A 25,262-nucleotide genomic window follows, 5' to 3' on the forward strand; every position below is an offset into this window, starting at 1 on the left:
AGAATCACGGGCTACGCCGGCTTAGCTCATCTGGTAGAGCAGTTGATTTGTAATCATCAGGTGGCGGGTTCGAGTCCTGCAGCCGGCACCAAAATATTCGAGAAAGGGTTACAGCCTAAAAGCTGTAACCTTTTTTCGTTCTTGCGCGCGTTTTTGGCTTCGATCAGCGCGATGTCGCTGTCATTCAAGCCGTAGGCCGCATACAGCGCGTGGTCGATTTCGCGGGCCAACGCTTCGCCTTGCGCTTGCGCGCCCATCTGCATCAGGCTCGCCACCTCGTCGACCTTGCGCGCGATGCCTGCGCGAATGCTTGCGTCTTGAGGCACGGGCAGCGCATCGATCATCGCCTTCGTGAACGCCACGCCGCCGTTGTAGCTCGACGCCCCGAAGCGCGCGCGCGTCACAAAACCCGCAAGCGGACAGTTCAGCACGGCGGCCGCGAACTTCAGCAGGTTTTCGTCGTCGCTGCGCAGGATCAGCGTTGTCTTGCCGGGCAGCGTGTCGCCGGCGAGATCGAGCGTCGCGTGCAGATGCGTAAGGCCTTTGACGATCACCTTTTTCGCCGCGGTTTTTGCGCGATAAGCATTCGTGAACGCCGCTTCGAAGCGCACGCGTTCGACGATCGGCTGCGCGTAGTGGCGGCCCAGATAGGTCATTGGCTTGCTGGCCCAGCGCGAGACGTAGCGGCCGAGCGTCCCGGTGTTCACCACGCGGTAATCGCGCGTAGCGTCGAAGCGCTCGCGCGCCTCGTCGATCAACGGAGCGAGACGATACGCATCCGCCGTCGCGCAGGCGTTTTCACAGCGCAGCAGCGCGCCGAGCGTCGGATGCCCGCGCGTGAGCCGGTCCACGAAAGCATGGTGAGGCGAGAGCAGGGCGTCGAGTGTAAAGGGCGCTTCGAGGTCGCTTTTGTCGACGCTTGCCAGTGGCGTGAGCGAGATCGCCTCCAGCCGCGCGGTGTCGATTGTCGACGTACCCGCCCGCCGATAAACCGTCACGATCGAGTCGACCAGCGCGCGCTCGAACACGTCGCGGCCCAGTGTGACGATGCGTTCGATCTTGCCCAGATGGCGTGCCCGAAACGCAGCGCCGAAGGGCCGCGCAAGCCACTTGTCCGGCGTCAGGCAGGCCATTGCGCCGTGCGGCGCGAGCAGGGTGAGGCCCAGTTCCATGAACGGAATATAGAGATCCCAGTTGCCGCGCGCGCTCGGCCAGCGAAGCGCTAGCGCTTCGCGCAGCGGCTTCTGGCCTTCATTGATCATGCGTTCGGAGTCGATATACGGCGGGTTCGCGATGACGGCATCGAAGCCCGCGAAGCGTCCTTGCGCATCGCAAACACCCGGGAATGCGCGCCGCCACGAGAAGTCGTCGCTCGCGTGCGGCTCATCGGCGATGCTGGCCAGCACCGCGTTGCCTTGCTTGAGATTCGCGGCGAAATCTGGCAACGCGCTGAATCGGCCTTCGTCGTCGTAGCCGGCGTGAGCGAGCAGTTCGAACGTCAGACGCAGGCGCGCGAGACCGAGCGCGTGGGCATCGATATCCACGCCGAAGAGATTCTGCTCGATGATGGTGCGTTTTTCGCGATAGAGCGCGGCGTCGCTATCGATGTCGGCGAGCAGACCGAGTTTCGACTTGATCGCCATCAGTGTGTCCAGCGCGCACACCAGCAAATGCCCAGTCCCTACGGCTGGATCGCAGACGCGTAATCCGGCGAGAATCGCGCGCGCCTCGGCGTGGTCATCGATTCGTTCGGATAGCTGATCGAGCGTGGCGCATTGCCAGTTTTTTAGCGTGTTGAAGCGTCCGAGCACGGCGCGCGTGACTGCCTCGTCGGCGAGCAGCCGCGCCACGCGCTCGGGCGTGTACCACGCGCCATCGCGATAGCCGTTGAGTCTTTCGAAGATCAGGCCGAGAGCGGCGGTCTCGCCGGCGAATTCGTAGGCATCGAAGAATCCGGCAAGATCGGGGAATTCGAATAGCGCCCATGGCGTCGCGATCCGCTCGTTCGCACAGCGTTCCTGCAGCGCGAGCATGCGCGCTTCTTGCAGCTTGGACAGCACCGTGCGCCCGATCCACGCGATGCAAAGCTGCAATGCCGCATGAAACACCGCTTCGGGGGCATGAGTGCCGGACGCCTCGAGTTGCGCGATCGCGCGCTCGATCAACGCGTCGGGACGACGTTCATCCGGCGCGTTGCGGACCACGACGGGTTTGCCGCGCTCGACTTGTTCCCGCACGCCGACGACGCGCAGCAGCCCCGCGTAAAACGTCGCGTCGAGTCCGTTACGGGCATCGCCCACACGCTCGCGTACGCTTTGCTTGCGCGCGGGTAACTGGCAAGTCGTCGGATTCGTCTCTGACATATTCTGTTGTGTAGCGCCGATGCGCGGCCTGGCGGTCATTCTACTGGGATGGCCTGTGCCAACCGGCTTAGGCCGTCCGGTCGAATCGACGCTCGCCCGCCGCCGCGCGATCATGTCGGGACGCTGGCGGGACAGACTTGGCGCCGACTTTACCGCCGAACACAGGACCCGTCTCTGCTATAAGATGGCGCCGCATCCGAGGCGCGCCGTCATGGCGAGCCCATCAAGCATCCAGGACTTATGACCGACTTTCCCACCTTGAGCTGGCCTGACACGGACGGCCCCCGCACCGTGCGCTGGCGTTCGGAGGCGGGCACACCCGCGCCGAAGCGCGTCGTCGTCGCCGACGACCGCACCACGGCTGACGACGCCTACCGTCTCGCCTGCGAAGGCACTGCGCTGTTGTGGCGCGGCGACTTCCAGAACGCGCGTCAGTTGCTGCTGGCCATGTCGCGCCGCGCCGAGCGCAAGCCACGCAAGGGCGCGCCCAAAGGGCCAGGCGCGGCGCCGGCCACGCCGCTCGAAGCCTTCCACCTGCATCGCCAGGCGCAGTCGCAACGCGCGCGCACGCTCGGGATGGTGCTGCTGCCGCTCGAAGGCGACTATTCGATCGCGCTGCGCCGCGCGCCCGACGTCAAGCTCGCGTGCGAAGAGGCGTGGGGCGCACCGGACGGCGAGCCGTCTGCGGTCTCGCTGCGCGAAGTGCTCGGTCTGGTCGGCGCGCACGAATGGCGCAAGAAGGGCGTGGCGATTCCCGCGTTGGGCGGCGCGCACGTGCATCCCTACTACGGGGTGTTCTCGCCGGTGCGCGGGGAATATCTCGATCTGATTGCGCGCGTGCCGCTGCCTTCGGTGGAAAAAGCATTCGATATCGGCACCGGGACCGGCGTGATTGCGGCCGTGCTGGCCGGGCGGGGCGTGAAGCAGATCGTCGCCACCGATCAGGACGCGCGTGCGCTCGCTTGTGCGCGCGAAAACCTCGATCGGCTCGGCTTCGGCAAGCAGGTCAAGGTGATGGAAGCCGATCTTTTCCCGCCGGGGCGTGCGCCGCTGGTCGTGTGTAACCCGCCGTGGGTGCCTGCGCGGCCCGCTTCGCCGATCGAATACGCGGTGTTCGATCCGGACAGCCGCATGCTGCGCGGCTTCCTCGACGGGCTCAAGGATCATCTGGAGCCAGGCGGCGAAGGCTGGCTGATCCTGTCCGATTTCGCCGAGCATCTGGGTTTGCGCACGCGCGAAGCGTTGATGGAGATGATCGCGCAGGCGGGGCTCGAAGTCGCCGGGCGCGAGGACATTCGCCCGCGCCATCCTAAGGCGAGCGATCCGTCCGATCCGCTGCACCAGGCGCGCGCAGCCGAAGTCACGTCCTTGTGGCGACTCAAGGCGCGTAGCGAGTAATGGGGGTTCGAAGCGCCTGAACCGCCGGTGCAAAAAAGCGAAACGCCGCCGGTTTTAAACGGCGGCGCAGTGAGAAAAGTCGATCAGCGCGCGGGCCGGCCTCGGATCGGCTACGCGCTAGAGGCAAATTCAGGCAGATTCAGTGAGTTTCAACCTGGATAGGCCTCGTCGACGCGCAGCCCAGCGAGCTTGAAGATCACCCGCAGCGTTTGCGGTTTGATGTCCCGGCGCGCGGCCAGAGCGGACATCACGAAATCAAGCACCTTGGCGTATTTCAGCAGGATCAGGCAGGCCTCCAGATCTGAAGCGCCATCGCGCATATCTTCGGCCAGCCGCAGCATCTCGACCGAGATGTCGCGCGCCATCTCCAGCTCCAGTTGCTGCTTTTCGGTCCACTCGGGCACCTCTACGAGTCGGGCCAGCATTTCCTGGAATTTTTGCTCAGCGTTACCGTCGGGTTTCGTGTTCATTGCATGCCCCATGCACGGTCGCGCAGCTCCGTGCGTCTCGCGCAACGGTTTCTGCGACGTACCTGATTTATCGCTGCCGGCTCATCCGTCAGCGATCTCCCATGCGCGCATTGCCGGTACTTTGCCGGCGTGTCGCGCCCCAAAAACGGTCCTTTCTGGACATCGGCATGACGCAAACCGCGCCGTGCAGTGTCTGTTTTAATCAACCCCTCCCTGCCATCCGGACGTGGGTCAGCGTGCCGGATGCTCCAACTGTATGAATGAGCCGCTCGGGCTGGCGGCCTCTTCGTGCTTTTTCCGTAAAATGACAGATATATTTGCGTCGTTCCGTCGCCTACCGCACGTAGGGCGACAAGAGACGCTTCTCTTTTAAAGCCGCCGCGATGTCCAGCAAGACTTACGAAATCCGTCCGAACCAGTCGATCGAGCTTCTGAAGGAGCTCCATATCCTCACCCGTGACGGGAAGATGAACCAGGATAGCCGCCGCAAGCTGAAACAGGTCTATCACCTGTTCCAGTTCATCGAGCCGCTGCTTAAAGATCTCAAGCAGGATGGCCGCGACGTGACGCTCGTCGATCATGGTGCGGGCAAGTCCTACCTTGGTTTTATTCTCTACGATCTCTTTTTCAAGGAACTGCGCGACAAGTCGCATATCTTCGGCATTGAGACGCGCGATGAGCTGGTTGTGCGCTCTCGCGAACTCGCGCAGCGACTGGGTTTTGGCGGGATGTCGTTTCTGAATCTGTCGGTGGCCGATTCGACCACGTCGACAGAACTGCCGCCGACGGTCGATATCGTCACGGCCTTGCACGCGTGCGATACCGCCACCGACGACGCGCTGCGCTTCGCGCTGAAAAAGCAGGCGCGCTATATCGTGGTGGTGCCCTGCTGTCAGGCGGAAGTGGCGGGGGTGTTGCGGCGGAACAAGGGCAAGTCGCTGGGGCAGGCGCTCACGGAAATCTGGCGCCATCCGCTGCATACGCGCGAATTCGGCAGCCAGATCACCAATGTGCTGCGCTGCCTGCAACTGGAGGCGCACGGTTACCAGGTCAGCGTGACGGAGCTGGTGGGCTGGGAGCACTCGATGAAAAACGAGCTGATCATCGCCCAGTACAAGGATCTGCCGCGCCGCCGTCCGACCGAACGGCTCAACGAAATCCTCGATACCTTCGGGCTTGCCGAACTGCGCGAGCGTTTCTTCTCCGATGAAGGCGAGCCGGCCGCCGAAACGACCGACGCGAGCTAACTCCGCTTAAGCTCGCCTCAAGGGCCAGGCGCGGCGTCAGTCTTCGTCGCGCTTCGCCATCCATTCACGCCAGCCCTTCAGGCCCAGGCGTCGCAGCGTTTCCATATTGCGTTCGTAGATGTCGGCGGCGTCCGGGAAGGCGTCCACGGCGCGCTCGATGCTGTCTTCGCGCAGCAGATGCAGGATCGGATATGGGGCGCGGTTCGTGTAGTTCTCGATGTCGTCGGGCGCGGTATCTTCGAACTGATAGTGCGGGTGAAAGCTCGCAATCTGCAGTGTGCCGTCCAGGCGCAACTGGCCGAGCAGCAGATCCGCGAAATGCAGCGCGTCGTTGTAGTCGAGAAAGTCGGCAAGCGCGTGGGGCAGGATCAGCAGCGTGGTGTCGATGTCGGCGGGATCGGCGTCCGCGAGCGTGCGCAGTTCCGTTTCGAGATCGGTCAGGACGCCTTCGAGATCCGTCGCCTCGCTGATTGCGTAGCGGATCTGGCCCTTCACGTGAACGCTTTTGGCGAACGGGCAAAGATTCAGGCCGATCACGGCGCGCGTAAGCCAGTGGCGCGTGGCGTCGAGGATGTCGGCGTGGTCCGGCGTGGCGCCAGAAGCGGAGGAAGCGGTGTCGTTCATGGCCGCGATTTTACTCGCGGCTTTCTGTAGCGATATCGATTGTTCGGCCGCACGCCGCCTCGATCAAAAGCTTCGCCATACGCGGCGCGGCGAGAATCGGGCCGCAACCGGGGCCGTAAGTCTGGCTGGCGGCGTACACCCCTTCGACCAGCAACGCCAGTTCATCCGCGAGCGCGGAGGGATCGCTGGCTTGCGCGGCCTGCGCAAGTTCGTTCAGGCGCGCCATCAGTCGCGTCTTGTTCTCGCTCACGCTTTGGCGCGCGGGATGCGTCGCATCCGGAAATTCAGCCGCGACGTTCACGAACGGGCAACCGCGATATTCCGGCGCGGACGCGCGCCGCGTCAGATCCTCGAAACACTGCAGCAGTTGCCGCGCGGCGTCGCCGGGATGTTTGGCGACGCTCGATTCGAACCGCTCGAAAAAGCGCACGTCGCAGCGCTTCAAATACGCCACCACCAGATCGTCCTTGGACGAGAATTGGCGGTACAGGCTCATCTTGTTCACCCCCGCGCGCTCGACCACGGCTTCCACGCCGACCGCGCGCACACCCTCCTGATAGAACAGTTCGTCGGCGGCGCGCAGCAGTTGCTCCTGCGCGCGCGGCCCGGCCGTCTGGGTACGCGTGGCGGTGGAAGCGGAAGTTTCGGGGCGCTTGGACATGGCGGGCATCTCGTCATCAGGGTTACGCTTGACATGTTACCGAGCGGTCACTACTATCGCAACACACTTGTGACCGATCGGTAACAATCCCGGTTCGGCGCAGACGCAAAAACACGCAGGCGGGCAGAAGCATGAGATCAGGCGCCCGGTACAACATCAGCAAGGAGCACGGATGAACTGGGCAGCGAGGTGGGTTGGCGGGCGTTTCCACTATGGATGGCTCGTGGTAGCGGTGGTGTTTCTGGTGCTGCTGGCGGCGGCCGGTACGCGTGCCACGCCGAGCGTGATGATGGTGCCGCTCGAACACCAGTTCGGCTGGAGTCGCGCGACGATTTCGCTGGCGATTTCGGTGAACATCGCGCTTTATGGGCTGATGGGTCCGTTTGCGGCGGCGGCGATGCAGCGCTTCGGCGTGCGGCCTACGCTGCTCACGGCGCTCGCCACGATGGCGGCGGGCGTGGCGCTGTCCGCGCTGATGACGCATCCGTGGCAGATGATCCTGGTCTGGGGCGTGATGGTGGGCGGCGCGACGGGCGTGGCTGCGCTGTCGCTGTCGGCCACGATCGTCACGCGCTGGTTCACCACGCATCGCGGTCTCGCGATGGGCATCCTCACCGCAAGCTCGGCCACCGGCCAGCTCGTGTTCCTGCCGTTCCTCGCGGCCATCGCTGAAAAGCACGGCTGGCAGATGGTGGTGCTGGTGGTGGCGATCGCCGCCGCCGTGGTGGTGCCGCTGGTCGCGCTGCTGTTGCCGGAGCGGCCGGCCAATGTGGCGCTGCGCCCGTTCGGCGAGGCGCATGACGCGCCCATCGTGCCGCCCGCGCCGCAGCAGAATCCGCTCACGCTGGCGTTCGGCGCACTCGCGCAGGCCAGCCGCACGCGCGACTTCTGGCTGCTGTTCTTCAGCTTCTTTATCTGCGGCGCGAGCACCAACGGTTACGTGGGCACGCATCTGATCGCCATGTGCGGCGATTACGGCATGACGGAAGTGCAGGGCGCGTCGCTGCTCGCAACCATGGGCATTTTCGATCTGTTCGGCACGACGCTTTCGGGCTGGCTGTCCGATCGCTTCAACAGCCGCGTGCTGCTGTTCTGGTATTACGGGCTGCGCGGGCTCTCGCTGATCTATCTGCCGCACGCGTTTGGCATCGACTTTTTCGGCTTGCCGATTTTCGCGGTGTTCTATGGGCTCGACTGGATCGCGACCGTGCCGCCGACGGTGCGTCTGGCCACCGATGTGTTCGGCAAGGAGCGCGCACCGATTATCTTCGGCTGGGTGGTGGCGGGGCACCAGCTAGGCGCGGCGTTCGCGGCGTTTGGCGCGGGGCTGCTGCGTTCGAGCCTGGGCACCTATACGGTGGCGTCGATGATTTCGGGCGGCTTGTGTCTGATCGCGTCGTTCCTGGTGCTGCGCATCAATCGCGGAGCGCGTTCCGTTGGTGTGCAGGCGGCTTGATCGCAGTACCGCACGAGGCACTGCGGCCGCCGCATGATATTCGTCGCGTAAGCGCGTTTTGTGCAGCGCGGGTATGCTGATGGCCCCGGGCGAGCGCCCGCTATCCTCAAGGACAGACAAGGCATGACGAAGCACAAACCCGCACCGACAGCCGTGCCCATCCACGAACTGATCGCTGGCCGCTGGAGCCCGCGCGCCTACTCGAACGAGCCGGTGTCGCGCGAGGCGCTGCACGCGGTGATCGAGGCCGCACGCTGGGCGCCGTCGGGATACAACCTGCAGCCGTGGCGCTTCATCGTGTTCGACCGCACGGCGGACGAAGTCGCGTTCAAGCGCGCCTTCGGTACGCTCGTGCCGTTCAACCAGCAATGGAACGCACCCGCGCCGATCCTGATTGCCGTGACGGCGCAGACCCTCAACTCGAAGGGCGAAGTCAACCGCACGGCGCAGTACGACGCGGGCGCGGCCGCCATGTCGCTGGTGCTGCAGGCGCACGCGCTGGGTCTTGCCGCGCACCAGATGAGCGGCTTCGACGTGAACGCATTCCGCAAGGAGTTCGCCCTGCCGAACGACGTGGAGCCACTCGCGATCATCTCGATCGGCCATTACGGCGATGTGGACAAGCTCGAACCGGTGCTGCGCGACCGCGAGAAGGCGGAACGCACGCGCTCGGCCGTGGGCGACATCGCTTACGCGAACGCCTGGAAGCAGCCGTTCAAGGGCTAAGCGCCCATCTGAAGCGCAGCCCAGGTCTGTAAAACACGCACGCGCGGCTTCGGTCGCGCGTGTCACTTTACAGGGCCGAATCAAGGGCTTGCGGTTGCCCCACGCCGCGCTTTCGTGATACAAAGCCGGTCCTCCCAGCCTTCCTCATCGCGCGCGCCTTGTGCCGTGCGTCATTGCCATGACCCCGTTTTGCGCGATCGACTTCGGTACTTCCAATTCGGCCGTGGCCCTGCCAGGCGCCGCTGCCGGCGATGCCATGCGCCTCGCGCCCGTGGAAGGCGCCCACACCACGCTGCCCACTTCGGTGTTCTTCAATACCGATGAACACACGCGCGAATTCGGCCGTGCGGCGCTCGCCGCGTATATCGACGGTTTCGACGGGCGGCTGATGCGCTCGATGAAGAGCATCCTCGGCTCGCCGCTGGCGGAAAGCACCACCGATCTCGGCGATGGCAGCGCCATGCGCTACACGGAAATCATCGCGATCTTCGTCGATCATCTGAAGCGCAGCGCCGAGCGTTGCTCGGGCGCGTCGATCGAGCGCGCGGTGCTGGGCCGCCCGGTGTTTTTCGTCGACGAAGATCCGCGCGCCGACCAGCTGGCGCAGGATCAGCTTGAAGCGGCGGCGCGTTCGGTGGGTTTCAAGGAGATCCAGTTCCAGTACGAGCCAATCGCGGCGGCCTTCGACTACGAGTCGCGCCTGACGGAAGAAGGCCTCGTGCTGGTGGCCGACATTGGCGGCGGTACGTCGGACTTTTCGCTTGTGCGTGTCGGGCCGCAGCGCATGACGCGTCTGGAGCGCAAGGACGATGTGCTGGCCCACCACGGCGTGCATGTGGCCGGCACCGACTTCGACCGTCGCGTGGAACTGGCGACGATCCTGCGCGAACTGGGCTATCAGGCGCTCGATCCGGAAGGCCGCGAAATTCCCAATCGCGTCTATTTCGATCTGGCGACCTGGCATCTGATCAACACGATCTACACGCCCAAGCGCGCGACCGAACTCAAGCTCATGCGCCATCTGTACACGGACACGGCGCAGCACGACCGCCTGATGCGCGTGGTCGACTGGCGTCTGGGTCACGCGCTGGCGGCGCGTGCGGAAGAGGCGAAGATCGGCGTATCGGCGGGCGGCGAAACGATGATCGATCTGGAGCAGGTGGAAACGGATCTGCGTCTGGCATTCGACGACGCGCAACTGGTGGAAGCGGGCCGCGAGGAAACGCGACGCATCGTGCAGGCTGCGCGCGACACCGTGCAGGCCGCGGGCGTGGCCCCGAGCGCGGTGAATGCGCTGTATTTCACGGGCGGCTCGACCGGTCTGCTGTTCCTGACCCAGGCGCTTGCCGAAGCATTCCCGCAGGCGCAGCCCGTGTTCGGCGATCGACTCGCCAGCGTGGCCACCGGCCTGGGCATTCACGCACAGCGTCTGTTCGGCTGAGCGTGCGACGAAAGTGGGGTGAGTCTGCAAAAAACGCAGGCGACAAAAAACCCCACTTTCAAAGAGAAGAGTGGGGTTTTTCTGTAAGCTTGCCAGTCAGGATCAGAGGTAAATCCCGACAGTCAAAGACGGTAATTTAGACCGGCTTGATGTTAGCAGCTTGCTTGCCCTTCGGGCCCGTACGCACTTCGAATTGAACCTTTTGGTTCTCTTGCAGCGTCTTGAAGCCGTCGATCTTGATTTCCGAGAAGTGCGCGAACAGATCTTCGCCACCGCCGTCCGGCGTGATGAAGCCAAAGCCCTTAGCGTCATTGAACCACTTGACGGTACCGGTTTCCATATTACTTTCCTAAAAATGAATGAACAAAGAGGTGCCGAAAATCAAGGAAGGGGTATGGGACCAACCGGAGTACCGTTGATGGGCGAACTACGAAAGACCTATTCACACTCGCCGCTTGAAATCCTGCCCGAACTTTATACGGCTTATTGTCTGGAAGGTCAACTAGCACCCAGGGAAACTCCATAGTTTTTTACTTCAGGGTCGCAACAAAGTCTTACAAAGCTTGCTAAGTTGCTGTTTTTTTTGTAGTGGCAGAAGAAATCTGGCGTCTTTTGACGGTGCAACCGTTAAACTACGCGCCGCGCATGAGTTGCGCCTTCGGGCGCAATCGCAATCGCGCGCAGGTGCGACTGCCGCTGGAACCCCGCCCGCACAACAGACGGGGCATGCGGTGTTGAACTGCTCTTGATACAGGAGAAGACGTGAAAAGTTCTATTCAACGGAACATCGGCCCGTTCGCGCTGATGTTTACCGGCCTCGGGTCGATCATCGGTTCGGGCTGGCTGTTCGGCGCATGGAAAGCCGCCAAGATTGCAGGTCCCGCTGCAGTCTGCGCGTGGGTGATCGGGGCCGTGGTCATTCTGGCCATCGCGCTCACCTATGCCGAACTCGGCGCGATGTTCCCGGAATCGGGCGGCATGGTCCGCTACGCCCGTTACTCGCATGGCGCGCTGGTGGGTTTCATCAGCGCATGGGCGAACTGGATCGCCATCGTTTCGGTGATTCCTATCGAAGCCGAAGCCTCTATCCAGTACATGAGCACCTGGCCCTATCCGTGGGCGCATGCACTGTTCGTCGATGGCTCATTGACACACTCCGGGCTGTTCCTGTCGGCGCTGCTCGTGATCGTGTACTTCATGCTGAACTACTGGGGCGTGAAGCTGTTCGCGCGCGCCAATAGCGCCATCACGATCTTCAAGTTCATCATCCCGGGTCTGACGATCATCGGTCTGATGGCAACGGGCTTCCACCACGAAAACTTCGGCGAAGCGACCACGTTCGCGCCGTATGGCTGGTCGGCGGTGTTCACGGCGGTTGCAACCAGCGGCATCGTGTTCGCGTTCAACGGCTTCCAGAGCCCGATCAACCTCGCAGGCGAAGCGCGCAATCCGTCGAAGAGCATCCCGTTCGCGGTGATCGGCTCGATCGTCTGCGCACTGGTGATCTACGTGCTGCTGCAGGTGGCGTACATCGGCGCGGTCAATCCGGCTGACGTGGCGAAGGGCTGGAACACGTTCAACTTCAAGTCGCCGTTCGCGGAACTCGCGATCGCGCTGAACCTGAACTGGCTGGCGATCCTGCTGTATGTCGATGCATTCGTGAGCCCGAGCGGCACCGGCACGACCTACATGGCAACGACCTCGCGCATGATCTACGCGATGGAGCGCAACAACACGATGCCGGCAATGTTCGGCAACGTGCACCCGTTCTACGGTGTGCCGCGCCAGGCGATGTGGTTCAACCTCGTCATCTCGTTCATCTTCATGTTCTTCTTCCGCGGCTGGAGCTCGCTGGCGGCGGTGATCTCGGTTGCAACCGTGATCTCGTACCTGACGGGCCCGATCAGCCTGATGGCACTGAAGCGCGCTGCCACGGACATCGAACGTCCGCTGTCGGTGCCGTTCATGAAGGTCATCGCACCGTTCGCATTCGTCTGCGCATCGATGATCCTGTACTGGGCCAAGTGGCCGCTGACGGGCGAAATCATTCTGCTGATGGTTGTCGCACTGCCGGTGTACTTCTACTTCCAGGCCAAGCAAGGCTTCGGCGGCTGGGGCCAGGATCTGAAGGCAGCATGGTGGCTGTGCGCCTATCTGCCGACGATGGCGGTGCTCTCGCTGATCGGCTCGAAGCAGTTCGGCGGTCACGATGTGATCCCTTACGGCTGGGACATGCTGGTCGTCGCGATCATCTCGCTCGGCTTCTACTTCTGGGGCGTGAATTCGGGTTACCGCACGCCGTATCTGGAAGAGCGTAAGGAACACGACGAAGTGCTCGAAGGCATCGGCGCGCACTAATCAGCGCATCGAATAGCCAGTAAAAAGCCCGCCTGAAGCGATTCAGGCGGGCTTTTTTGCGTCTGCGCCTTGCGGCGATCGCGCTTACTGGACCGAAGCCGATCCAAACACGTAGTTCGTCATCGCCAGCGCGCGCTGGTAAGTGCCGAGCGACTGCACGCCGAGCGTGTAATCGTCGTCGGCGGCGCCGAGCGCGGCGAACACCGGCAGCAGATGCTCGTCGGTCGGGTGCATCAGGACCGCGTGCGGCGCCTGACGACGATAGTCGAGCAGGGCGTCGATGTCGCGCGCAGCGAGACGGGATTCGAACCAGTCGGTGAACTCAGCCACGCGTGGATCGGCGTCCTCCGGCCGCGCCGAAAAATCGGCCTGACGCAGGTTGTGCGTGATCTGGCCCGAACCGACCACCATCACGCCTTCGTCGCGCAGTTCGCGCAGCGCGCGGCCCACGGCGAAGTGATACGCGGCGTCGTTGCGCGGCTGGATCGATAGCTGGGCGACGGGCACGTCCGCGTCCGGGAACATCAGCAGCATCGGCACCCATGCGCCGTGATCGAGCCCGTGGGCCTCTTCATCGACTTCCACGCCCTGGGCGCGCAGCAACGCTGCCGCGCGCTGCGCGGTTTCCGGAGCGCCGGGCGCGGGGTACTGGATCTCGTAGAGCGCGCGCGGGAAGCCGTAGAAGTCGTGGATGGTCTCGGGCTGCGTCGCAGTGCTCACAGCCGGACGCTGCGTGTACCAGTGCGCGGAGAGCATCAGGATCGACTTCGGCTTCGGTAGATGCTGGGCGAGCGCGGTGAAGCCTTCGCGCGGCATCGACGGATCGATCGGCAGCGTGGGCGCGCCGTGCGACAGGAAAAGCGTGGGGGTACGGGTGGTCATGATCGTAAGCCACACGGAGTGGCTGGAAAGTTTCGCATTACGATCAATATAAGACTCAACTCCCGCGAATTAAACGTGCGTCGAGAGAATTGATTGTGTCGCCGATGTTGATAATCGGCGGCGTTCTAAATGTTGGGCGAAAGTCAGTCGCCAGCGCTGCGCAAACCGGGCCACGCGGGCGCGAGCGCCGGGCCGAGCGCGAACAGATCGAGCACGCGCGCAACGGTGTGATCGACCATTTCGTCGAGCGAGGCGGGCTGGCTGTAGAACGCGGGCAAAGGCGGGAAGATCACGCCGCCCATTTCCGTCACGGCGGTCATGTTGCGCAGATGCGCGAGGTTGAACGGCGTTTCGCGCACCATCAGCACTAATCGGCGACGTTCCTTGAGCGTGACGTCGGCGGCGCGGGCGATTAGGTTGTCGGAAAGGCCGTGCGCGACGCTCGCCAGCGTCTTCATCGAGCAGGGCGCGACAATCATGCCGTCGGTCGCAAACGAGCCGGAGGCGATGGTCGCGCCCACGTCGCGCACCGAATGGACGACATCGGCGCGCGCGTGGAGGTCTTCCTTACTCAACTGCAGTTCGTGCTGGATGTTGAGCCAGCCGGCGGCGGAAACCAGCAGATGGGTTTCGACGCCGCCCAGACGGCGCAGCGTTTCCAGCATGCGCACGCCGTAGATCGCGCCCGTCGCCCCCGTGATCGCGACGATCAGGCGGCGTTGCTGGGCGCCCGGCGGCGCAACAGACGACACGTAAAGCCCTGACGCGGCGAGATTAAGCCGCTGCGAACAGCTGTTGCAGTTCGCCGTTCTGGTACATCTCCATCATGATGTCCGAACCGCCGATGAATTCGCCCTTCACGTACAGCTGGGGAATGGTCGGCCAGTTCGAGAATTCCTTGATGCCCTGGCGGACTTCGTCGTCTTCGAGGACGTTGACCGTCTTGATCTGATCGACGCCGCAGGCTTTCAGGATCTGGATGGCGCGGCCGGAGAAACCGCACATCGGAAACTGCGCGGTGCCCTTCATGAAGAGGACGACGGCATTTTCGTCGACGATCTGCTTGATGCGCTGTTGGGTGTCCATGTCTGACCTTGGCTTGCTTGAATGAGGTTGATGCGGAATACGTGGAATTGCTTGGATGCAGAACGAAATGATAGCGGATTTCGCTCGCGCAGGCCGGGCGTGCCTTGGGCGTGACCTGGCCACGCGAGCGGCCTGTTAGCCGCTAAAAACCGCTGAAGCGCCCGCCGCTGATGCGTTCGATATCCGCCAGATCCCGCCTGGAGGCGATTTCGGCGAAACCGCGTGCGTCGAGCAGCGCGCGCACGGCCGCCGCCTGATCGTAGCCATGCTCCATCCACAGCACGCCGCCCGTAACCAGACGCTCGGGCGCGCCTTCGACGATCGCACGCAGGGCGCTGAGGCCGTCCGCTTCGTCGGTGAGCGCGCCGCGCGGTTCGAAGCGCAGGTCGCCCTGGTCCAGATGCGGGTCGCCGTTGGCGATATAGGGCGGGTTGCTGACGATCACGTCGAAGCGCAGCGCGGCGTCGAGCCCGTCGTACCAGCTGCTTTCGATCAGCGTCAGCGCGCCGCCGGGACGTGCGGCGTCGAGCAGTTTCGCGGCGTTGCGCGCGGCCACGGCCAGCGCGCCCGGCGAGCGGTCGACCGCCCAGACCCGCGCATCGGGCCGCGCCGAGGCGATCGCCACCGCAATCGCGCCGCTGCCGGTGCCCAGATCCAGCACGCGCGGCTGCGCGATGCCTTCCATGGCCGCGAGCGCGGTTTCCACCAGCAGTTCGGTTTCCGGACGCGGAATCAGCACGTCGGGCGTCACTTCGAAGTCGAGGCCGAAAAACTCGCGGGCGCCCACCAGTTGCGCGATCGGCTCGCCCGCCGCGCGGCGCGCTTCGAGCGCGCGATACGCGTCGACGCGCACAGCGTCGAGCGCCTGATCGCCGCGCGTGATGAGTTCGGTGCGACGCCAGCCAAGCACGTGCATCAGCAGGATGCGCGTCTCCAGCGCGGGCAGCGGCGAGGCGCGCAGCAGGGCGTCGGCGGTAATGTCTTGTGGCTGGTTCACGGTGTCAGCGAGGCTCAATCCGCATCGCCCAGCGACGCCAGCTGTTCGGCCTGATGCTCGGACAGCAGCGCGCCGATCAGTTCGCCGAGATCGCCGTCCATAATCGCTTCCAGACGATAAAGCGTCAGATTGATCCGATGATCCGTCAGACGGCCTTGCGGGAAGTTGTAGGTGCGGATGCGCTCCGAGCGGTCGCCCGAGCCCACGAGGCTCTTGCGCGTGGCCGCTTCCTTGGCGTGCTGCTCCTGATACTGCTTGTCCTTGATGCGCGCGGCCAGCACCTTGAGCGCGCGATCCTTGTTCTTGTGCTGCGAGCGGTCGTCCTGGCATTCCACGACAATGCCGGTCGGCATGTGCGTCACGCGCACGGCCGAGTCGGTCTTGTTGATGTGCTGACCGCCCGCGCCTGAGGCGCGGAAGGTGTCGATGCGCAGATCGGCGGGATTGATCTCGACTTCGCCGATTTCATCGGCTTCCGGCATCACCGCGACCGTGCAGGCGGAGGTATGGATGCGGCCCTGCGTTTCGGTGGCGGGCACGCGCTGCACGCGATGACCGCCCGATTCGAACTTGAGCTTCGAGTACGCCGCTTCGCCCGCGATGCGCACGATCACTTCCTTGTAGCCGCCCAGATCCGACTCGCTCGCCGACATCATCTCGATCTGCCAGCGGTTGCGTTCCGCGTAGCGCAGATACATGCGCAGCAGGTCGCCCGCGAACAGCGCCGATTCGTCGCCGCCCGTGCCCGCGCGGATTTCGAGGAACACGTTGCGGTCGTCGTTGGGGTCCTTCGGCAGCAGCATCATCTGCAACTCGTGCTGCAACTGCGCCATGCGTTCGCGCGCGGCCTTGACCTCGTCTTCGGCGAAATCGCGCATCGAGGCGTCGCTCAGCAGATCCTTGGCGGCCGCTTCGTCGTCTTTCGCCTGGCGCCACTGCGCGTAATGTTCGACCACCGGCCCGATTTCCGCATGCTCGCGTGTGAGCTTGCGGTACTGGTCGCGGTTGGACGTCACATCGGGACGGCTCAACAGGTCGTTTAGCTCGGCCAGGCGTGTTGTCAGCTGGTCGAGCTTCGATTGCATGCTCGTTTTCATCGGGCGGTACGGAGCGGAACTCCGGTCAGGACTGCGGGAAGGAAAGGCGGGCGGGAACCCTGGCGTGTCCGCGCAAATGCCATGCTCGGCTATGCGCAGACTGGTCGCGGCGAGTGCCGCTAACGGTCCGAAGAACCGGACGCGTTGGATGATGCGTTGTCGTTCGACGCGTTGTCGTTCGATGCGGCGGCGTCGACGCTTTCGTCAGACTTGCCGCTTCGTGTCGAGTGAGCCGACTGGCCGTGGCGATAAAAACCACTCATCAGCTCGATCAGCGAATCGCGGCTTTCGCCGCTCGACGTGTTGAGCGCGTGCGTCGGGCCGTGGATCAGCTTGTTGGTGAGCGCCTGCGAGAGCGCTTCGAGCACCGCGGACGGATCGTCGCCACGCGCGAGCATCTTGCGCGCGCGATCGAGTTCGGTGCGGCGCAGCGCGTCGGCCTGCGTGTGCATGTGGCGGATCACCGGCACGATGCTGCGCGAGTCGAGCCACTGCATGAAGTTCGCCACGCGCGATTCGATGATGGTTTCGGCCTGCGCCACGGCAGCCTGGCGCGAGGCATTGCCTTCGCGCACGATGGTGCCGAGGTCGTCGACGGTATAGAGGAACACGTCTTCGAGCTGGCCGACTTCGGCTTCGATATCGCGCGGCACCGCGAGGTCGACCATGAAGATCGGGCGGTGACGGCGCGCTTTCACAGCGCGTTCAACTGCGCCCAGACCGATGATCGGCAGCGTGGAGGCCGTGCACGACACGATGATGTCGAACTCGTGCATGCGCGCGGGCAGTTCGGACAGCGGAATCGACTTGCCGCCGAAACGTTCCGCGACGTAGCGGCCGCGTTCGGCGGTGCGGTTGGCGACCACCAGTTCGCGCGGCTGCTGCGCGGCGAAGTGCGCGGCGCACAGCTCGATCATTTCGCCCGCGCCGATAAACAGCACGCGCTGGTTGGCGATCTTGTCGAAGATGCGCTGCGCCAGACGCACGGCGGCGGCGGCCATCGACACCGATTGCGCCCCGATTTCCGTGGTGCTGCGCACTTCCTTCGCGACGGCGAAGGTGCGCTGGAACAGCTGGTTCAGATAGGTGCCAAGCGCGCCGGCTTCGGTAGCGGTGCGCACCGCTGTCTTCATCTGCCCGACGATCTGGGTTTCGCCCAGCACCATCGAGTCCAGACCCGAGGCCACGCGAAACGCGTGACGGACGGCTTCGGACTGCGGCAGCGTGTAGACGTGCGGCGCGAGTTCTTCGGCGCGAATGCCATGGTAGTGCGAGAGCCATTCCACCGCGGAATCGCGCGACGCCAGCGCGTCGGTCGCGCAGTAAAGCTCGGTGCGATTGCAGGTGGAGAGGATGGCCGCTTCCGGCGCGCTCAGGGTGCGCTTGCCGCCGGTCCAGGCTTCCTTGAACAGGGCCAGAGCCGGTTTGATCTGTTCGAGCGGAAACGCCACGCGTTCGCGCAAGGCGACGGGCGCGGTGTGGTGATTGATTCCGATCGTTAGAAGCTGCATACCATGGGGCGAAGATTTAGGCGGATATTATAACTTTTCCGCGCTTCTGACATTGGCGTCGGCAATGTCAGCGTCCTCCCCAGTATTAATCGGTAGTCGCTCGAGTTGATATCCGTAGCCGTATAGCGTGGTTAAGCGCCAGCCATGCTCGGGCCCGAGCTGCAATTTGCTGCGCAGCCGCGAGGCGTGCGTATCGAGCGTGCGCGACCGAACGTCGCGGTTCAGATTCCAGACGGTTTCGAGAATGCGCGCGCGCGAAACGGGGCGCGATGCGTTGGTGAAAAGCAGCAACGCAAAGCGAAATTCCTTGGGCGTGAGCGTGACAGTGTGGCCCCGGAAATTGACCGCATAGCGCGCCGAATCGAATTGATAATCGCCAAAACCGTAATGCGCGCGGTTGCGCGGGCGACGCACCCCGGCGCGGCGCAGCAAGGCGTCGATACGGGCGAGCATTTCGGGGCCGCGCACGGGTTTGGCGATGCAGTCGTCGGCGCCGGCTTGCAGGCTGGCGACGATTTCGCTTTCGTGCGGCGAGGCCATCAGCACGATGGCCGGCAGACCGGGGAGCAGGCGGCGCGCGCGCGGGATGAGTTCGTCGCCGCCGAGGTCGCCGCACCAGTAGGCGGCCATCAGCAGATCGAAGGCATCATCTTCCAGGGCTTCGACGAGTGGTGCGCCATGAGGGAAATAGCGGCAGGCGTGACCGCCTGCAATGAGCAGGCGTTCGATGATTTCAGCCTGGCGCGCGTCAGGTTCGACAAGAGCGATTCGCATAGGGGAGTGCAGCCGGGGCGGGCCGGGTGCGCTTGCCTTGCGCCATCCCGCCCCCTACACTCAACCGCTACGCGGGAAGCGCCGAGCCGACCGTTTTCCGTTAAAAATATCGTTGTAAAAGAGACAAAAGAATGCTATTCGCCGCCTCCCCGCAGTCCTATAGGACTCTTCTGAAATTCCTTAGGACACGGCGCTGATGGGCTGGCCAGGCATCGTCGTGCTCGGATTCGCCATCGGCTTTGCGGGATGGCTGCTGCATCCCATGCGCCGCGCCGCCGGCCCGGCGGGCCGCGCGCTCGTGCTTGCCATCGTTGCGGCGCTTGCCGGCGCGGCGCTCGCGAAAGCGGCGGGCCGCGCCACCGGTCTTTTCTACGACGGCGAACTGCTCGAATGGCCGGTCTGCACGGCTGTCGCGTTTGTGTTCGTCGCCGTGTTGCTGGCGCTGCGCGCGCGCCGCTGACCGATCTTCGCGCTGCTGTTTTTCGCGCGTTTTTCGCGCCCCCCTATACATAACCCGCGCTCCACTACTCTCGCAGGTGAAAACATGAACGCCCGACTCCTCGAAACGTCCACCACGCCCGAACGCATCGCCGCACTGCGCGCCGCGATGACCGCCGCGGGCGTGGACGCCGCCCTCGTGCCGTCCGCCGATCCGCATCTCTCCGAATACCTGCCGCGTCGCTGGCAAGGTCGTGAGTGGCTGTCCGGCTTTACTGGCTCGGTCGGCACGCTGGTGGTGACGAAGGATTTCGCGGGCGTTTGGGTCGACAGCCGCTATTGGGTGCAGGCCGAAAACCAGCTCGCGGGCACCGGCATCGAACTGATGAAGATGACGGCCGGCCAGCAGAGCGCGCCGCACATCACATGGCTCGCGCAGAACGTGCCGGCGGGCGGCGCGGTCGCGGTGGACGGAGCGGTGCTGGGCGTAGCCTCGGCGCGGGCGTTGGCCGATGCGCTCGAAGCACGCGATGTGACGCTGCGCACCGATCTCGATCTGCTCGAAGCGGTCTGGAGCGGTCGTCCCTCGTTGCCGGTCGAACCGGTCTACGAACACGTCGCGCCGCACGCCGACGCGCAGCGCCCGGGCAAGCTCGCACAGGTGCGCGCCGCAATGGCTGACCTTGGCGCGCAGTACCACTTCATTTCGACGCTCGACGATCTCGCGTGGCTCTTCAACCTGCGCGGCGCCGACGTCAACTACAACCCGGTGTTCGTCGCGCACGCACTGGTCGGCCCGGACGAGGCCACGCTTTTTGTCGCCGATGGCAAGGTGCCACCCGAACTCGCGCAATCGCTTGCGCGCGACAACGTGCGCGTCGTGCCCTATGCACAGGCCGCCGGCGCGCTGGGCGCGCTGCCCGCAGGCGCGGCGCTGCTGGTCGATCCGCGCCGCGTGACTTTCGGCATGCTGCAGGCGGTGCCCGCCGCAGTGAAGCTGGTCGAATCGCTCAACCCCAGCACTACGCTGAAGTCGCGCAAGACCGACGTGGAAGCGCAGCACGTGCGCGCGACCATGGAACAGGACGGCGCGGCGCTGGCCGAATTCTTCGCATGGTTCGAAGCCGCGCTGGGCCGCGAAACCATCACCGAACTCACCATCGACGAAAAGCTCACGGCGGCGCGCGCGCGCCGTCCGGGTTATGTGTCGCTGTCGTTCGGCACGATCGCGGGCTTCAACGCCAATGGCGCGATGCCGCATTACCGCGCGACCCCGGAGTCGCACAGCGTGATCGAAGGCGACGGCCTGCTGCTGATTGATTCGGGCGGCCAGTACCTCGATGGCACGACCGACATCACGCGCGTCGTTCCCGTGGGCACGCCCAGCGCCGAGCAGAAGCGCGATTTCACGCTGGTGCTCAAGGGCATGATGGCGCTGTCGCGCGCGCAGTTCCCGCGCGGCATCCGCTCGCCGATGCTTGACGCCATCGCGCGTGCGCCGATCTGGGAAGCGGGCGCGGACTACGGTCACGGCACCGGTCACGGCGTGGGCTACTTCCTGAACGTGCACGAAGGCCCGCAGGTGATTTCGCACTACGCGCCCGCCGAGCCGTGGACGGCGATGGAGGAGGGCATGATCACCTCGAACGAGCCGGGCATCTATCGTCCGGGCAAGTGGGGCGTGCGTATCGAAAACCTCGTGCTGAACCAGAGCGCGGGCAAGACCGAATTCGGTGAATTCCTGAAATTCGAAACGCTGACGCTCTGCCCGATCGACACGCGTTGTATTGATCTGGCGCTGTTGCGCGAGGACGAGCGCGCATGGCTCAATGCGTACCACCAGACGGTTCGCGAACGCGTCTCGCCGCACGTGAGCGGCGACGCGCTGGCGTGGCTCGAAAAACGCACGCAGCCGATCTGATCCTCTCAATCGCGCAGGAAAGTCGCGTAGCAATCAACGGAGCGCAGGCGCATGACGATCAAGGCAGTGGTGTTCGACTTCGGCGGGGTGCTGGTGGACTGGAGTCCCGAGTATCTCTATCGCAAGCTGATTCCCAACGACGACGAACGCCGCTGGTTTCTGACAAACGTCTGCGCGATGGACTGGGTGATCCGTCAGGACGGCGGCGAGCCGATCGCCGTCGGCACCGAAGAACTGGTCGCGCGCTTTCCCGACCACGAAGCGCTGATTCGCGCGTTCTACGAGCGCTGGCACGAGATGATTGGCGGCCTGCTCGAAGGTGGCGTGGCCACGTTCGAGCGGCTGGAAGCGGCGAACGTTCCGATCTTCGGCCTCACCAACTGGTCGGCGGAGACGTTTCCCTGGGCGTGGGAGCGTTTCGGCATCCTGCGGCGCTGTCGCGATGTGGTGGTGTCCGGGCGCGTGAAGCTGGTGAAGCCCGATCCGGCGATCTTCCACGAAATGTTCCGCCGTATCGAGGCGCAGTTGCCGGGCGTGCAGCCGGGCGAACTGGTCTTTATCGACGACAACGCGCGCAACGCCGAAGCCGCCACGGCGCTCGGCTGGCACGGCGTGCATCACACGAGCAACGCCACGACCGACGCAAAACTGCGCGAACTCGGCCTGCCGGTTTAACGCGGCGGTTTCATTTTTTCGGCGGCGTCGCGGCGGGTTGCGGCGACGCCCCGAACAGGTTGCGCAGCGCGTCGGCGATACCCTTTGCGGTTTGCCCCGCGCCCTGCGCCACACCTTGCGCGCTCACTCCGAGCGCCTTCGCAAAACCCGCACGCAATTCGGTCATCAGGTTGTCGTTGAGCCTGAACTTCGGATCGTGCAAATCCCCGTCCAGCACGAAATGCAGCGTGATGTCGCCCTTGTGCGACTTGAGCGCGGCGATGGCGGCGCGCGTCGGAATCGACAGGAACGAGTCGAGCGGGTCGCTGCTTTCGGCCAGTTGCAACTGATGCAGCGTGACGACGCCCGGCGCGTGCAGGCGATAGCCGCGTACCGTGGATGTCAGATCGAGATCGAGCGTGCCGCCCGTCACATTGGCCTTCGCGCCGGCCTTTTTCAGCAGATACGGATCGAGCATGGTGATATCGATGCCGCGCAAGGTGGTGTGAGTCTGGGAATCCTTGCTCGCAATGCGGATGGTGCCGTCGAAACTCACGTGGCCGGTGTGCGCCGGGCCTTTGAGCGCGCCCGTGACGCTGACGTGCGTCGGTTCGTCGAGCGCGGGCAGATGCACGTCGTCGACGCGCGCGCTGGCGTCGCTCACCGTCACGCGCCACGGCGGATTGCTCACGGAGCGGTCGTAGAACACGAAGCTGCCGCGGTCGAGCACGATGTGGTCGATCTGCTTTTCGGTGGGCAGATCGGTGCTGGTGGAGGTTGCCGAAGCCGATGAAGCCGCCGAAGACGCGCCGCTCGCCGCTTCCATCTCGCGACGCAGGTTCGGCAGGATTTCGACCGAGCCGTTCTGACGGCGCAGCACCGTCATCGTGAAGTCGCTGACGTGGATTTCGCGCACGTGCACATGATGCGAAAGCAGCGCGCGCAGGTCGGGCGTGATGGTGATGCGCTGCGCGCGCAGCATATCGGCGGTCGGCCAGTTGGGCGGCGGCTTGAGGCGCACATCGGTGAGTTCGACGGAAGTCAGCCAGAAGGCCACATGAATCTGCGCTGCCGTGCCGATGGGCGCGAGCACCGCTTCCACACGCGCCCTCGCTTCGCGCTGAAGCAGGTACAGTCCGCCGAACGCGATCACGACCAGCGCCGCGATCACGATCGCGATGATCAGGACGATGCGGGAGGCTGGACGTTTGCGAATCGGCGTCGACATTGCGGAGCACCTCGCGGGGGAGGAAGCGGCTCGAAAAGCATCAGCGTAGCCGCTTCAAGCAACCGCCGTGCCGCGCGCGTCCAGGCGCACTGTGCAAATGAGCGCGCGCAAAAAAAACGGCAGCCCGCAGGGCTGCCGTTTGCACAGATGAAGCGAAACGCCGGATTAGCGGCTGATCGGCTTGTAGCGCAGACGCTTCGGACGCGCAGCTTCTTCGCCCAGGCGCTTGATCTTGTCGGCCTCGTATTCCTGATAGTTGCCGTCGAAGAAGGTGACTTGCGAGTCGCCTTCGAACGCCAGGATGTGCGTGGCGATACGGTCGAGGAACCAGCGATCGTGGGAAATCACCATCACCGAGCCCGCGAATTCGAGCAGCGCGTCTTCGAGTGCGCGCAGCGTTTCCACGTCGAGGTCGTTCGACGGTTCGTCCAGCAGCAGGACGTTGCCGCCCGAAATCAGCGTCTTGGCCAGATGCAGACGGCCGCGCTCACCACCCGACAGATTGCCGACGATCTTTTGCTGATCGCCGCCCTTGAAGTTGAAGCGGCCGATGTACGCGCGCGACGGCGTTTCGTACTTGCCTACCGTCAGCACATCCGCACCGCCCGAGATTTCCTCGAACACGGTCTTGTTGGCGGCCAGCGCGTCGCGGCTCTGGTCCACGTACGCGAGCTTGACCGTCGGGCCTTGCACGATTTCGCCCGAATCCGGCTGTTCCTTGCCCGTGAGCATGCGGAACAGCGTGGACTTACCCGCGCCGTTCGGCCCGATGATGCCGACGATCGCGCCTGCCGGAATTTTGAAGCTCAGATCGTCGATCAGCAGACGATCGCCGTACGACTTGCTGACGTTCTTGAACTCGATGACTTCGTTGCCCAGACGCTCGCCCGCAGGGATGAAGATTTCCTGCGTTTCGTTGCGCTTCTGGTAATCCGTGCTGGAGAGTTCCTCGAAGCGCGCGATACGCGCCTTCGACTTCGCCTGACGGCCCTTCGGGTTCTGGCGCACCCACTCCAGTTCCTTCTTGATCGCCTTCTGACGCGCCGATTCCGTCGCTTCTTCCTGCTTCAGGCGGTCTTCCTTCTGGTCAAGCCAGCTGGAGTAGTTGCCCTTCCAGGGAATGCCGTGGCCGCGGTCGAGTTCGAGAATCCACTCGGCGGCGTTGTCCAGGAAGTAGCGATCGTGGGTCACGGCGACCACGGTGCCCGGGAAGCGCGTGAGGAACTGCTCCAGCCACTCGACCGATTCAGCGTCCAGGTGGTTGGTCGGTTCGTCGAGCAGCAGCATGTCGGGCTTTTCGAGCAGCAGCTTGCACAGCGCGACGCGGCGCTTTTCACCGCCCGACAGATTGCCGATCTTCGCGTCCCATGCCGGCAGGCGCAGGGCGTCAGCGGCGATTTCGATCTGCTGTTCGGCGCTGCCGTCGGTGGTGGCGAGGATCGCTTCGTATTTCGCTTGCTCGGCGGCGAGGGCGTCGAAGTCGGCGTCCGGCTCGGCGTAAGCGGCGTAGATTTCGTCGAGCTTCTTCTGCGCGCCGAACACGTCGCCCAGACCTTCTTCGACCGCTTCGCGCACGGTCTTTTCCGGATCGAGCTGCGGTTCCTGCGGCAGATAGCCGATGTTCAGGTTGGGCATCGGCGTGGCTTCGCCTTCGATGTCCTTGTCGACGCCGGCCATGATCTTGATGAGCGTGGACTTGCCCGAACCGTTCAGGCCGAGCAGACCGATCTTCGCGCCCGGGAAGAACGACAGCGAGATGTCCTTCAGGATCTGGCGCTTGGGCGGCACGATCTTGCCGACCCGGTTCATGGTGAAGACGTATTGGGCCATGAGAGTGTCTTTGGAGTCTGAAAAACGGGAAAAGGGGGCGGAAACGGTGGCTCGTAACGCGGCGAGGCCGCGCTCGAGCCAGGTTCAAGCCGCGCGATTG

At 64.1% G+C, this 25,262-nt stretch carries 22 protein-coding genes, 1 tRNA gene and 1 pseudogene; 10 read left to right on the forward strand and 14 right to left on the reverse strand.

The genetic code is table 11. The features are described from left to right. The first annotated feature begins 15 nt into the window (after window positions 1-15). Window positions 16-91: transfer RNA gene (locus tag F3J17_RS26095), tRNA-Thr, on the forward strand. Here the strand turns inward: F3J17_RS26095 and F3J17_RS26100 are convergent. Continuing rightward, entirely contained in the window at window positions 57-2,477 is a 2,421-nt protein-coding gene (locus tag F3J17_RS26100; RefSeq protein ID WP_167065905.1) for an Eco57I restriction-modification methylase domain-containing protein, read from the reverse strand. The two genes, F3J17_RS26095 and F3J17_RS26100, sit on opposite strands and share 35 nt — an antisense overlap. A gap of 126 nt (window positions 2,478-2,603) precedes the next feature. Here F3J17_RS26100 and F3J17_RS26105 point away from each other — a divergent pair, with 126 nt between their 5' ends. Continuing rightward, window positions 2,604-3,761: a class I SAM-dependent methyltransferase gene (locus F3J17_RS26105; protein WP_167065908.1), complete on the forward strand. Its 1,158-nt coding sequence runs from the start codon at window positions 2,604-2,606 to the stop codon at window positions 3,759-3,761. A gap of 149 nt (window positions 3,762-3,910) precedes the next feature. Here F3J17_RS26105 and F3J17_RS26110 read toward each other — a convergent pair whose 3' ends face one another. Next, window positions 3,911-4,231, reverse strand: a complete 321-nt coding sequence (locus tag F3J17_RS26110; RefSeq protein ID WP_167065911.1) for a DNA-binding protein — start codon at window positions 4,229-4,231, stop codon at window positions 3,911-3,913. A gap of 383 nt (window positions 4,232-4,614) precedes the next feature. Between F3J17_RS26110 and F3J17_RS26115 the strand changes: the two genes are divergently transcribed. Next, entirely contained in the window at window positions 4,615-5,478 is an 864-nt protein-coding gene (locus F3J17_RS26115) for an SAM-dependent methyltransferase (protein WP_167065914.1), read from the forward strand. Between the two features lie 36 nt (window positions 5,479-5,514). Here the strand turns inward: F3J17_RS26115 and F3J17_RS26120 are convergent, their stop codons facing one another. Together F3J17_RS26120 and F3J17_RS26125 are read right to left on the reverse strand one after the other, a co-directional pair. Continuing rightward, window positions 5,515-6,102, reverse strand: coding sequence for a DUF1415 domain-containing protein (locus F3J17_RS26120; protein ID WP_167065916.1), 588 nt, complete (start codon window positions 6,100-6,102; stop codon window positions 5,515-5,517). 10 nt (window positions 6,103-6,112) lie between these two features. After that, the gene (locus F3J17_RS26125; RefSeq protein ID WP_240161165.1) at window positions 6,113-6,763 is read right to left on the reverse strand and encodes a TetR/AcrR family transcriptional regulator; all 651 of its coding nucleotides are present in this window, start codon (window positions 6,761-6,763) and stop codon (window positions 6,113-6,115) included. 172 nt (window positions 6,764-6,935) lie between these two features. Between F3J17_RS26125 and F3J17_RS26130 the strand changes: the two genes are divergently transcribed. The 3 genes from F3J17_RS26130 to F3J17_RS26140 all read left to right on the forward strand — a co-directional run bounded on the left by F3J17_RS26130 (window position 6,936) and on the right by F3J17_RS26140 (window position 10,386). Next, on the forward strand, window positions 6,936-8,219 hold the full coding sequence (locus F3J17_RS26130; RefSeq protein WP_167065922.1) for an MFS transporter: 1,284 nt from the start codon (window positions 6,936-6,938) through the stop codon (window positions 8,217-8,219). 123 nt (window positions 8,220-8,342) lie between these two features. Then, window positions 8,343-8,945 (forward strand): nitroreductase family protein, encoded by a 603-nt coding sequence (locus F3J17_RS26135; protein ID WP_167065925.1) that lies wholly within the window; start codon window positions 8,343-8,345, stop codon window positions 8,943-8,945. 178 nt (window positions 8,946-9,123) lie between these two features. Next, window positions 9,124-10,386, forward strand: coding sequence for an Hsp70 family protein (locus F3J17_RS26140; protein ID WP_167065928.1), 1,263 nt, complete (start codon window positions 9,124-9,126; stop codon window positions 10,384-10,386). Between the two features lie 136 nt (window positions 10,387-10,522). On the opposite strand, the gene F3J17_RS26145 is transcribed toward F3J17_RS26140, so the two are convergent. Beyond that, window positions 10,523-10,726 (reverse strand): cold-shock protein, encoded by a 204-nt coding sequence (locus tag F3J17_RS26145; RefSeq protein ID WP_027819263.1) that lies wholly within the window; start codon window positions 10,724-10,726, stop codon window positions 10,523-10,525. A gap of 422 nt (window positions 10,727-11,148) precedes the next feature. Here F3J17_RS26145 and F3J17_RS26150 point away from each other — a divergent pair, with 422 nt between their 5' ends. Next, window positions 11,149-12,744 (forward strand): APC family permease, encoded by a 1,596-nt coding sequence (locus F3J17_RS26150; protein WP_167065931.1) that lies wholly within the window; start codon window positions 11,149-11,151, stop codon window positions 12,742-12,744. An 84-nt stretch (window positions 12,745-12,828) separates the two neighbouring features. On the opposite strand, the gene F3J17_RS26155 is transcribed toward F3J17_RS26150, so the two are convergent. The 7 genes and pseudogenes from F3J17_RS26155 to F3J17_RS26185 all read right to left on the reverse strand — a co-directional run bounded on the left by F3J17_RS26155 (window position 12,829) and on the right by F3J17_RS26185 (window position 19,091). After that, on the reverse strand, window positions 12,829-13,626 hold the full coding sequence (locus F3J17_RS26155; protein WP_167065934.1) for a class III extradiol ring-cleavage dioxygenase: 798 nt from the start codon (window positions 13,624-13,626) through the stop codon (window positions 12,829-12,831). 143 nt (window positions 13,627-13,769) lie between these two features. Beyond that, entirely contained in the window at window positions 13,770-14,378 is a 609-nt protein-coding gene (locus F3J17_RS26160; RefSeq protein ID WP_167065936.1) for a UbiX family flavin prenyltransferase, read from the reverse strand. Window positions 14,379-14,400: 22 nt separating this feature from the next. Next, entirely contained in the window at window positions 14,401-14,712 is a 312-nt protein-coding gene (gene grxD / locus F3J17_RS26165) for a Grx4 family monothiol glutaredoxin (protein ID WP_027819259.1), read from the reverse strand. 142 nt (window positions 14,713-14,854) lie between these two features. Beyond that, window positions 14,855-15,709: a peptide chain release factor N(5)-glutamine methyltransferase gene (gene prmC / locus F3J17_RS26170; RefSeq protein WP_345891253.1), complete on the reverse strand. Its 855-nt coding sequence runs from the start codon at window positions 15,707-15,709 to the stop codon at window positions 14,855-14,857. 14 nt (window positions 15,710-15,723) lie between these two features. Next, on the reverse strand, window positions 15,724-16,806 hold the full coding sequence (prfA, locus tag F3J17_RS26175) for a peptide chain release factor 1 (RefSeq protein ID WP_167065942.1): 1,083 nt from the start codon (window positions 16,804-16,806) through the stop codon (window positions 15,724-15,726). 242 nt (window positions 16,807-17,048) lie between these two features. Further along, window positions 17,049-18,317 (reverse strand): annotated as a pseudogene (gene hemA / locus F3J17_RS26180) (glutamyl-tRNA reductase); the annotation flags it as partial. Window positions 18,318-18,344: 27 nt separating this feature from the next. Beyond that, the gene (locus tag F3J17_RS26185; RefSeq protein ID WP_167065948.1) at window positions 18,345-19,091 is read right to left on the reverse strand and encodes a response regulator transcription factor; all 747 of its coding nucleotides are present in this window, start codon (window positions 19,089-19,091) and stop codon (window positions 18,345-18,347) included. A gap of 196 nt (window positions 19,092-19,287) precedes the next feature. Here F3J17_RS26185 and F3J17_RS26190 point away from each other — a divergent pair, with 196 nt between their 5' ends. The 3 genes from F3J17_RS26190 to F3J17_RS26200 all read left to right on the forward strand — a co-directional run bounded on the left by F3J17_RS26190 (window position 19,288) and on the right by F3J17_RS26200 (window position 22,125). Further along, window positions 19,288-19,551 (forward strand): hypothetical protein, encoded by a 264-nt coding sequence (locus F3J17_RS26190; RefSeq protein WP_167065951.1) that lies wholly within the window; start codon window positions 19,288-19,290, stop codon window positions 19,549-19,551. An 84-nt stretch (window positions 19,552-19,635) separates the two neighbouring features. Beyond that, complete coding sequence (locus F3J17_RS26195) at window positions 19,636-21,450, forward strand: aminopeptidase P family protein (protein WP_167065954.1); 1,815 nt, start codon at window positions 19,636-19,638, stop codon at window positions 21,448-21,450. 51 nt (window positions 21,451-21,501) lie between these two features. Further along, entirely contained in the window at window positions 21,502-22,125 is a 624-nt protein-coding gene (locus tag F3J17_RS26200; protein WP_167065957.1) for an HAD family phosphatase, read from the forward strand. Between the two features lie 10 nt (window positions 22,126-22,135). On the opposite strand, the gene F3J17_RS26205 is transcribed toward F3J17_RS26200, so the two are convergent. Both F3J17_RS26205 and ettA read right to left on the reverse strand, forming a co-directional pair. Beyond that, window positions 22,136-23,332: a DUF748 domain-containing protein gene (locus F3J17_RS26205; protein WP_167065960.1), complete on the reverse strand. Its 1,197-nt coding sequence runs from the start codon at window positions 23,330-23,332 to the stop codon at window positions 22,136-22,138. 165 nt (window positions 23,333-23,497) lie between these two features. Further along, window positions 23,498-25,162: an energy-dependent translational throttle protein EttA gene (ettA, locus tag F3J17_RS26210; protein WP_167065962.1), complete on the reverse strand. Its 1,665-nt coding sequence runs from the start codon at window positions 25,160-25,162 to the stop codon at window positions 23,498-23,500. Window positions 25,163-25,262: the final 100 nt, after the last annotated feature.

Source organism: Burkholderia sp. Ax-1719, assembly GCF_011753055.1.
Classification (GTDB): domain Bacteria; phylum Pseudomonadota; class Gammaproteobacteria; order Burkholderiales; family Burkholderiaceae; genus Paraburkholderia.

Excerpts from the sequence above, each read along its gene's own strand:
- F3J17_RS26130 (WP_167065922.1), top strand. The coding sequence starts at position 6,936 with ATGAACTGGGCAGCGAGGTGGGTTGGCGGGCGTTTCCACTATGGATGG.
- F3J17_RS26105 (WP_167065908.1), top strand. The coding sequence starts at position 2,604 with ATGACCGACTTTCCCACCTTGAGCTGGCCTGACACGGACGGCCCCCGC.
- F3J17_RS26190 (WP_167065951.1), top strand. The coding sequence starts at position 19,288 with ATGGGCTGGCCAGGCATCGTCGTGCTCGGATTCGCCATCGGCTTTGCG.
- F3J17_RS26145 (WP_027819263.1), bottom strand. The coding sequence starts at position 10,726 with ATGGAAACCGGTACCGTCAAGTGGTTCAATGACGCTAAGGGCTTTGGC.
- ettA (WP_167065962.1), bottom strand. The coding sequence starts at position 25,162 with ATGGCCCAATACGTCTTCACCATGAACCGGGTCGGCAAGATCGTGCCG.
- F3J17_RS26100 (WP_167065905.1), bottom strand. The coding sequence starts at position 2,477 with ATGATCGCGCGGCGGCGGGCGAGCGTCGATTCGACCGGACGGCCTAAG.
- F3J17_RS26135 (WP_167065925.1), top strand. The coding sequence starts at position 8,343 with ATGACGAAGCACAAACCCGCACCGACAGCCGTGCCCATCCACGAACTG.
- grxD (WP_027819259.1), bottom strand. The coding sequence starts at position 14,712 with ATGGACACCCAACAGCGCATCAAGCAGATCGTCGACGAAAATGCCGTC.
- F3J17_RS26110 (WP_167065911.1), bottom strand. The coding sequence starts at position 4,231 with ATGAACACGAAACCCGACGGTAACGCTGAGCAAAAATTCCAGGAAATG.
- prfA (WP_167065942.1), bottom strand. The coding sequence starts at position 16,806 with ATGAAAACGAGCATGCAATCGAAGCTCGACCAGCTGACAACACGCCTG.
- F3J17_RS26205 (WP_167065960.1), bottom strand. The coding sequence starts at position 23,332 with ATGTCGACGCCGATTCGCAAACGTCCAGCCTCCCGCATCGTCCTGATC.
- F3J17_RS26185 (WP_167065948.1), bottom strand. The coding sequence starts at position 19,091 with ATGCGAATCGCTCTTGTCGAACCTGACGCGCGCCAGGCTGAAATCATC.
- F3J17_RS26120 (WP_167065916.1), bottom strand. The coding sequence starts at position 6,102 with ATGAACGACACCGCTTCCTCCGCTTCTGGCGCCACGCCGGACCACGCC.
- F3J17_RS26115 (WP_167065914.1), top strand. The coding sequence starts at position 4,615 with ATGTCCAGCAAGACTTACGAAATCCGTCCGAACCAGTCGATCGAGCTT.
- F3J17_RS26125 (WP_240161165.1), bottom strand. The coding sequence starts at position 6,763 with ATGTCCAAGCGCCCCGAAACTTCCGCTTCCACCGCCACGCGTACCCAG.
- F3J17_RS26195 (WP_167065954.1), top strand. The coding sequence starts at position 19,636 with ATGAACGCCCGACTCCTCGAAACGTCCACCACGCCCGAACGCATCGCC.
- F3J17_RS26140 (WP_167065928.1), top strand. The coding sequence starts at position 9,124 with ATGACCCCGTTTTGCGCGATCGACTTCGGTACTTCCAATTCGGCCGTG.
- F3J17_RS26155 (WP_167065934.1), bottom strand. The coding sequence starts at position 13,626 with ATGACCACCCGTACCCCCACGCTTTTCCTGTCGCACGGCGCGCCCACG.
- F3J17_RS26200 (WP_167065957.1), top strand. The coding sequence starts at position 21,502 with ATGACGATCAAGGCAGTGGTGTTCGACTTCGGCGGGGTGCTGGTGGAC.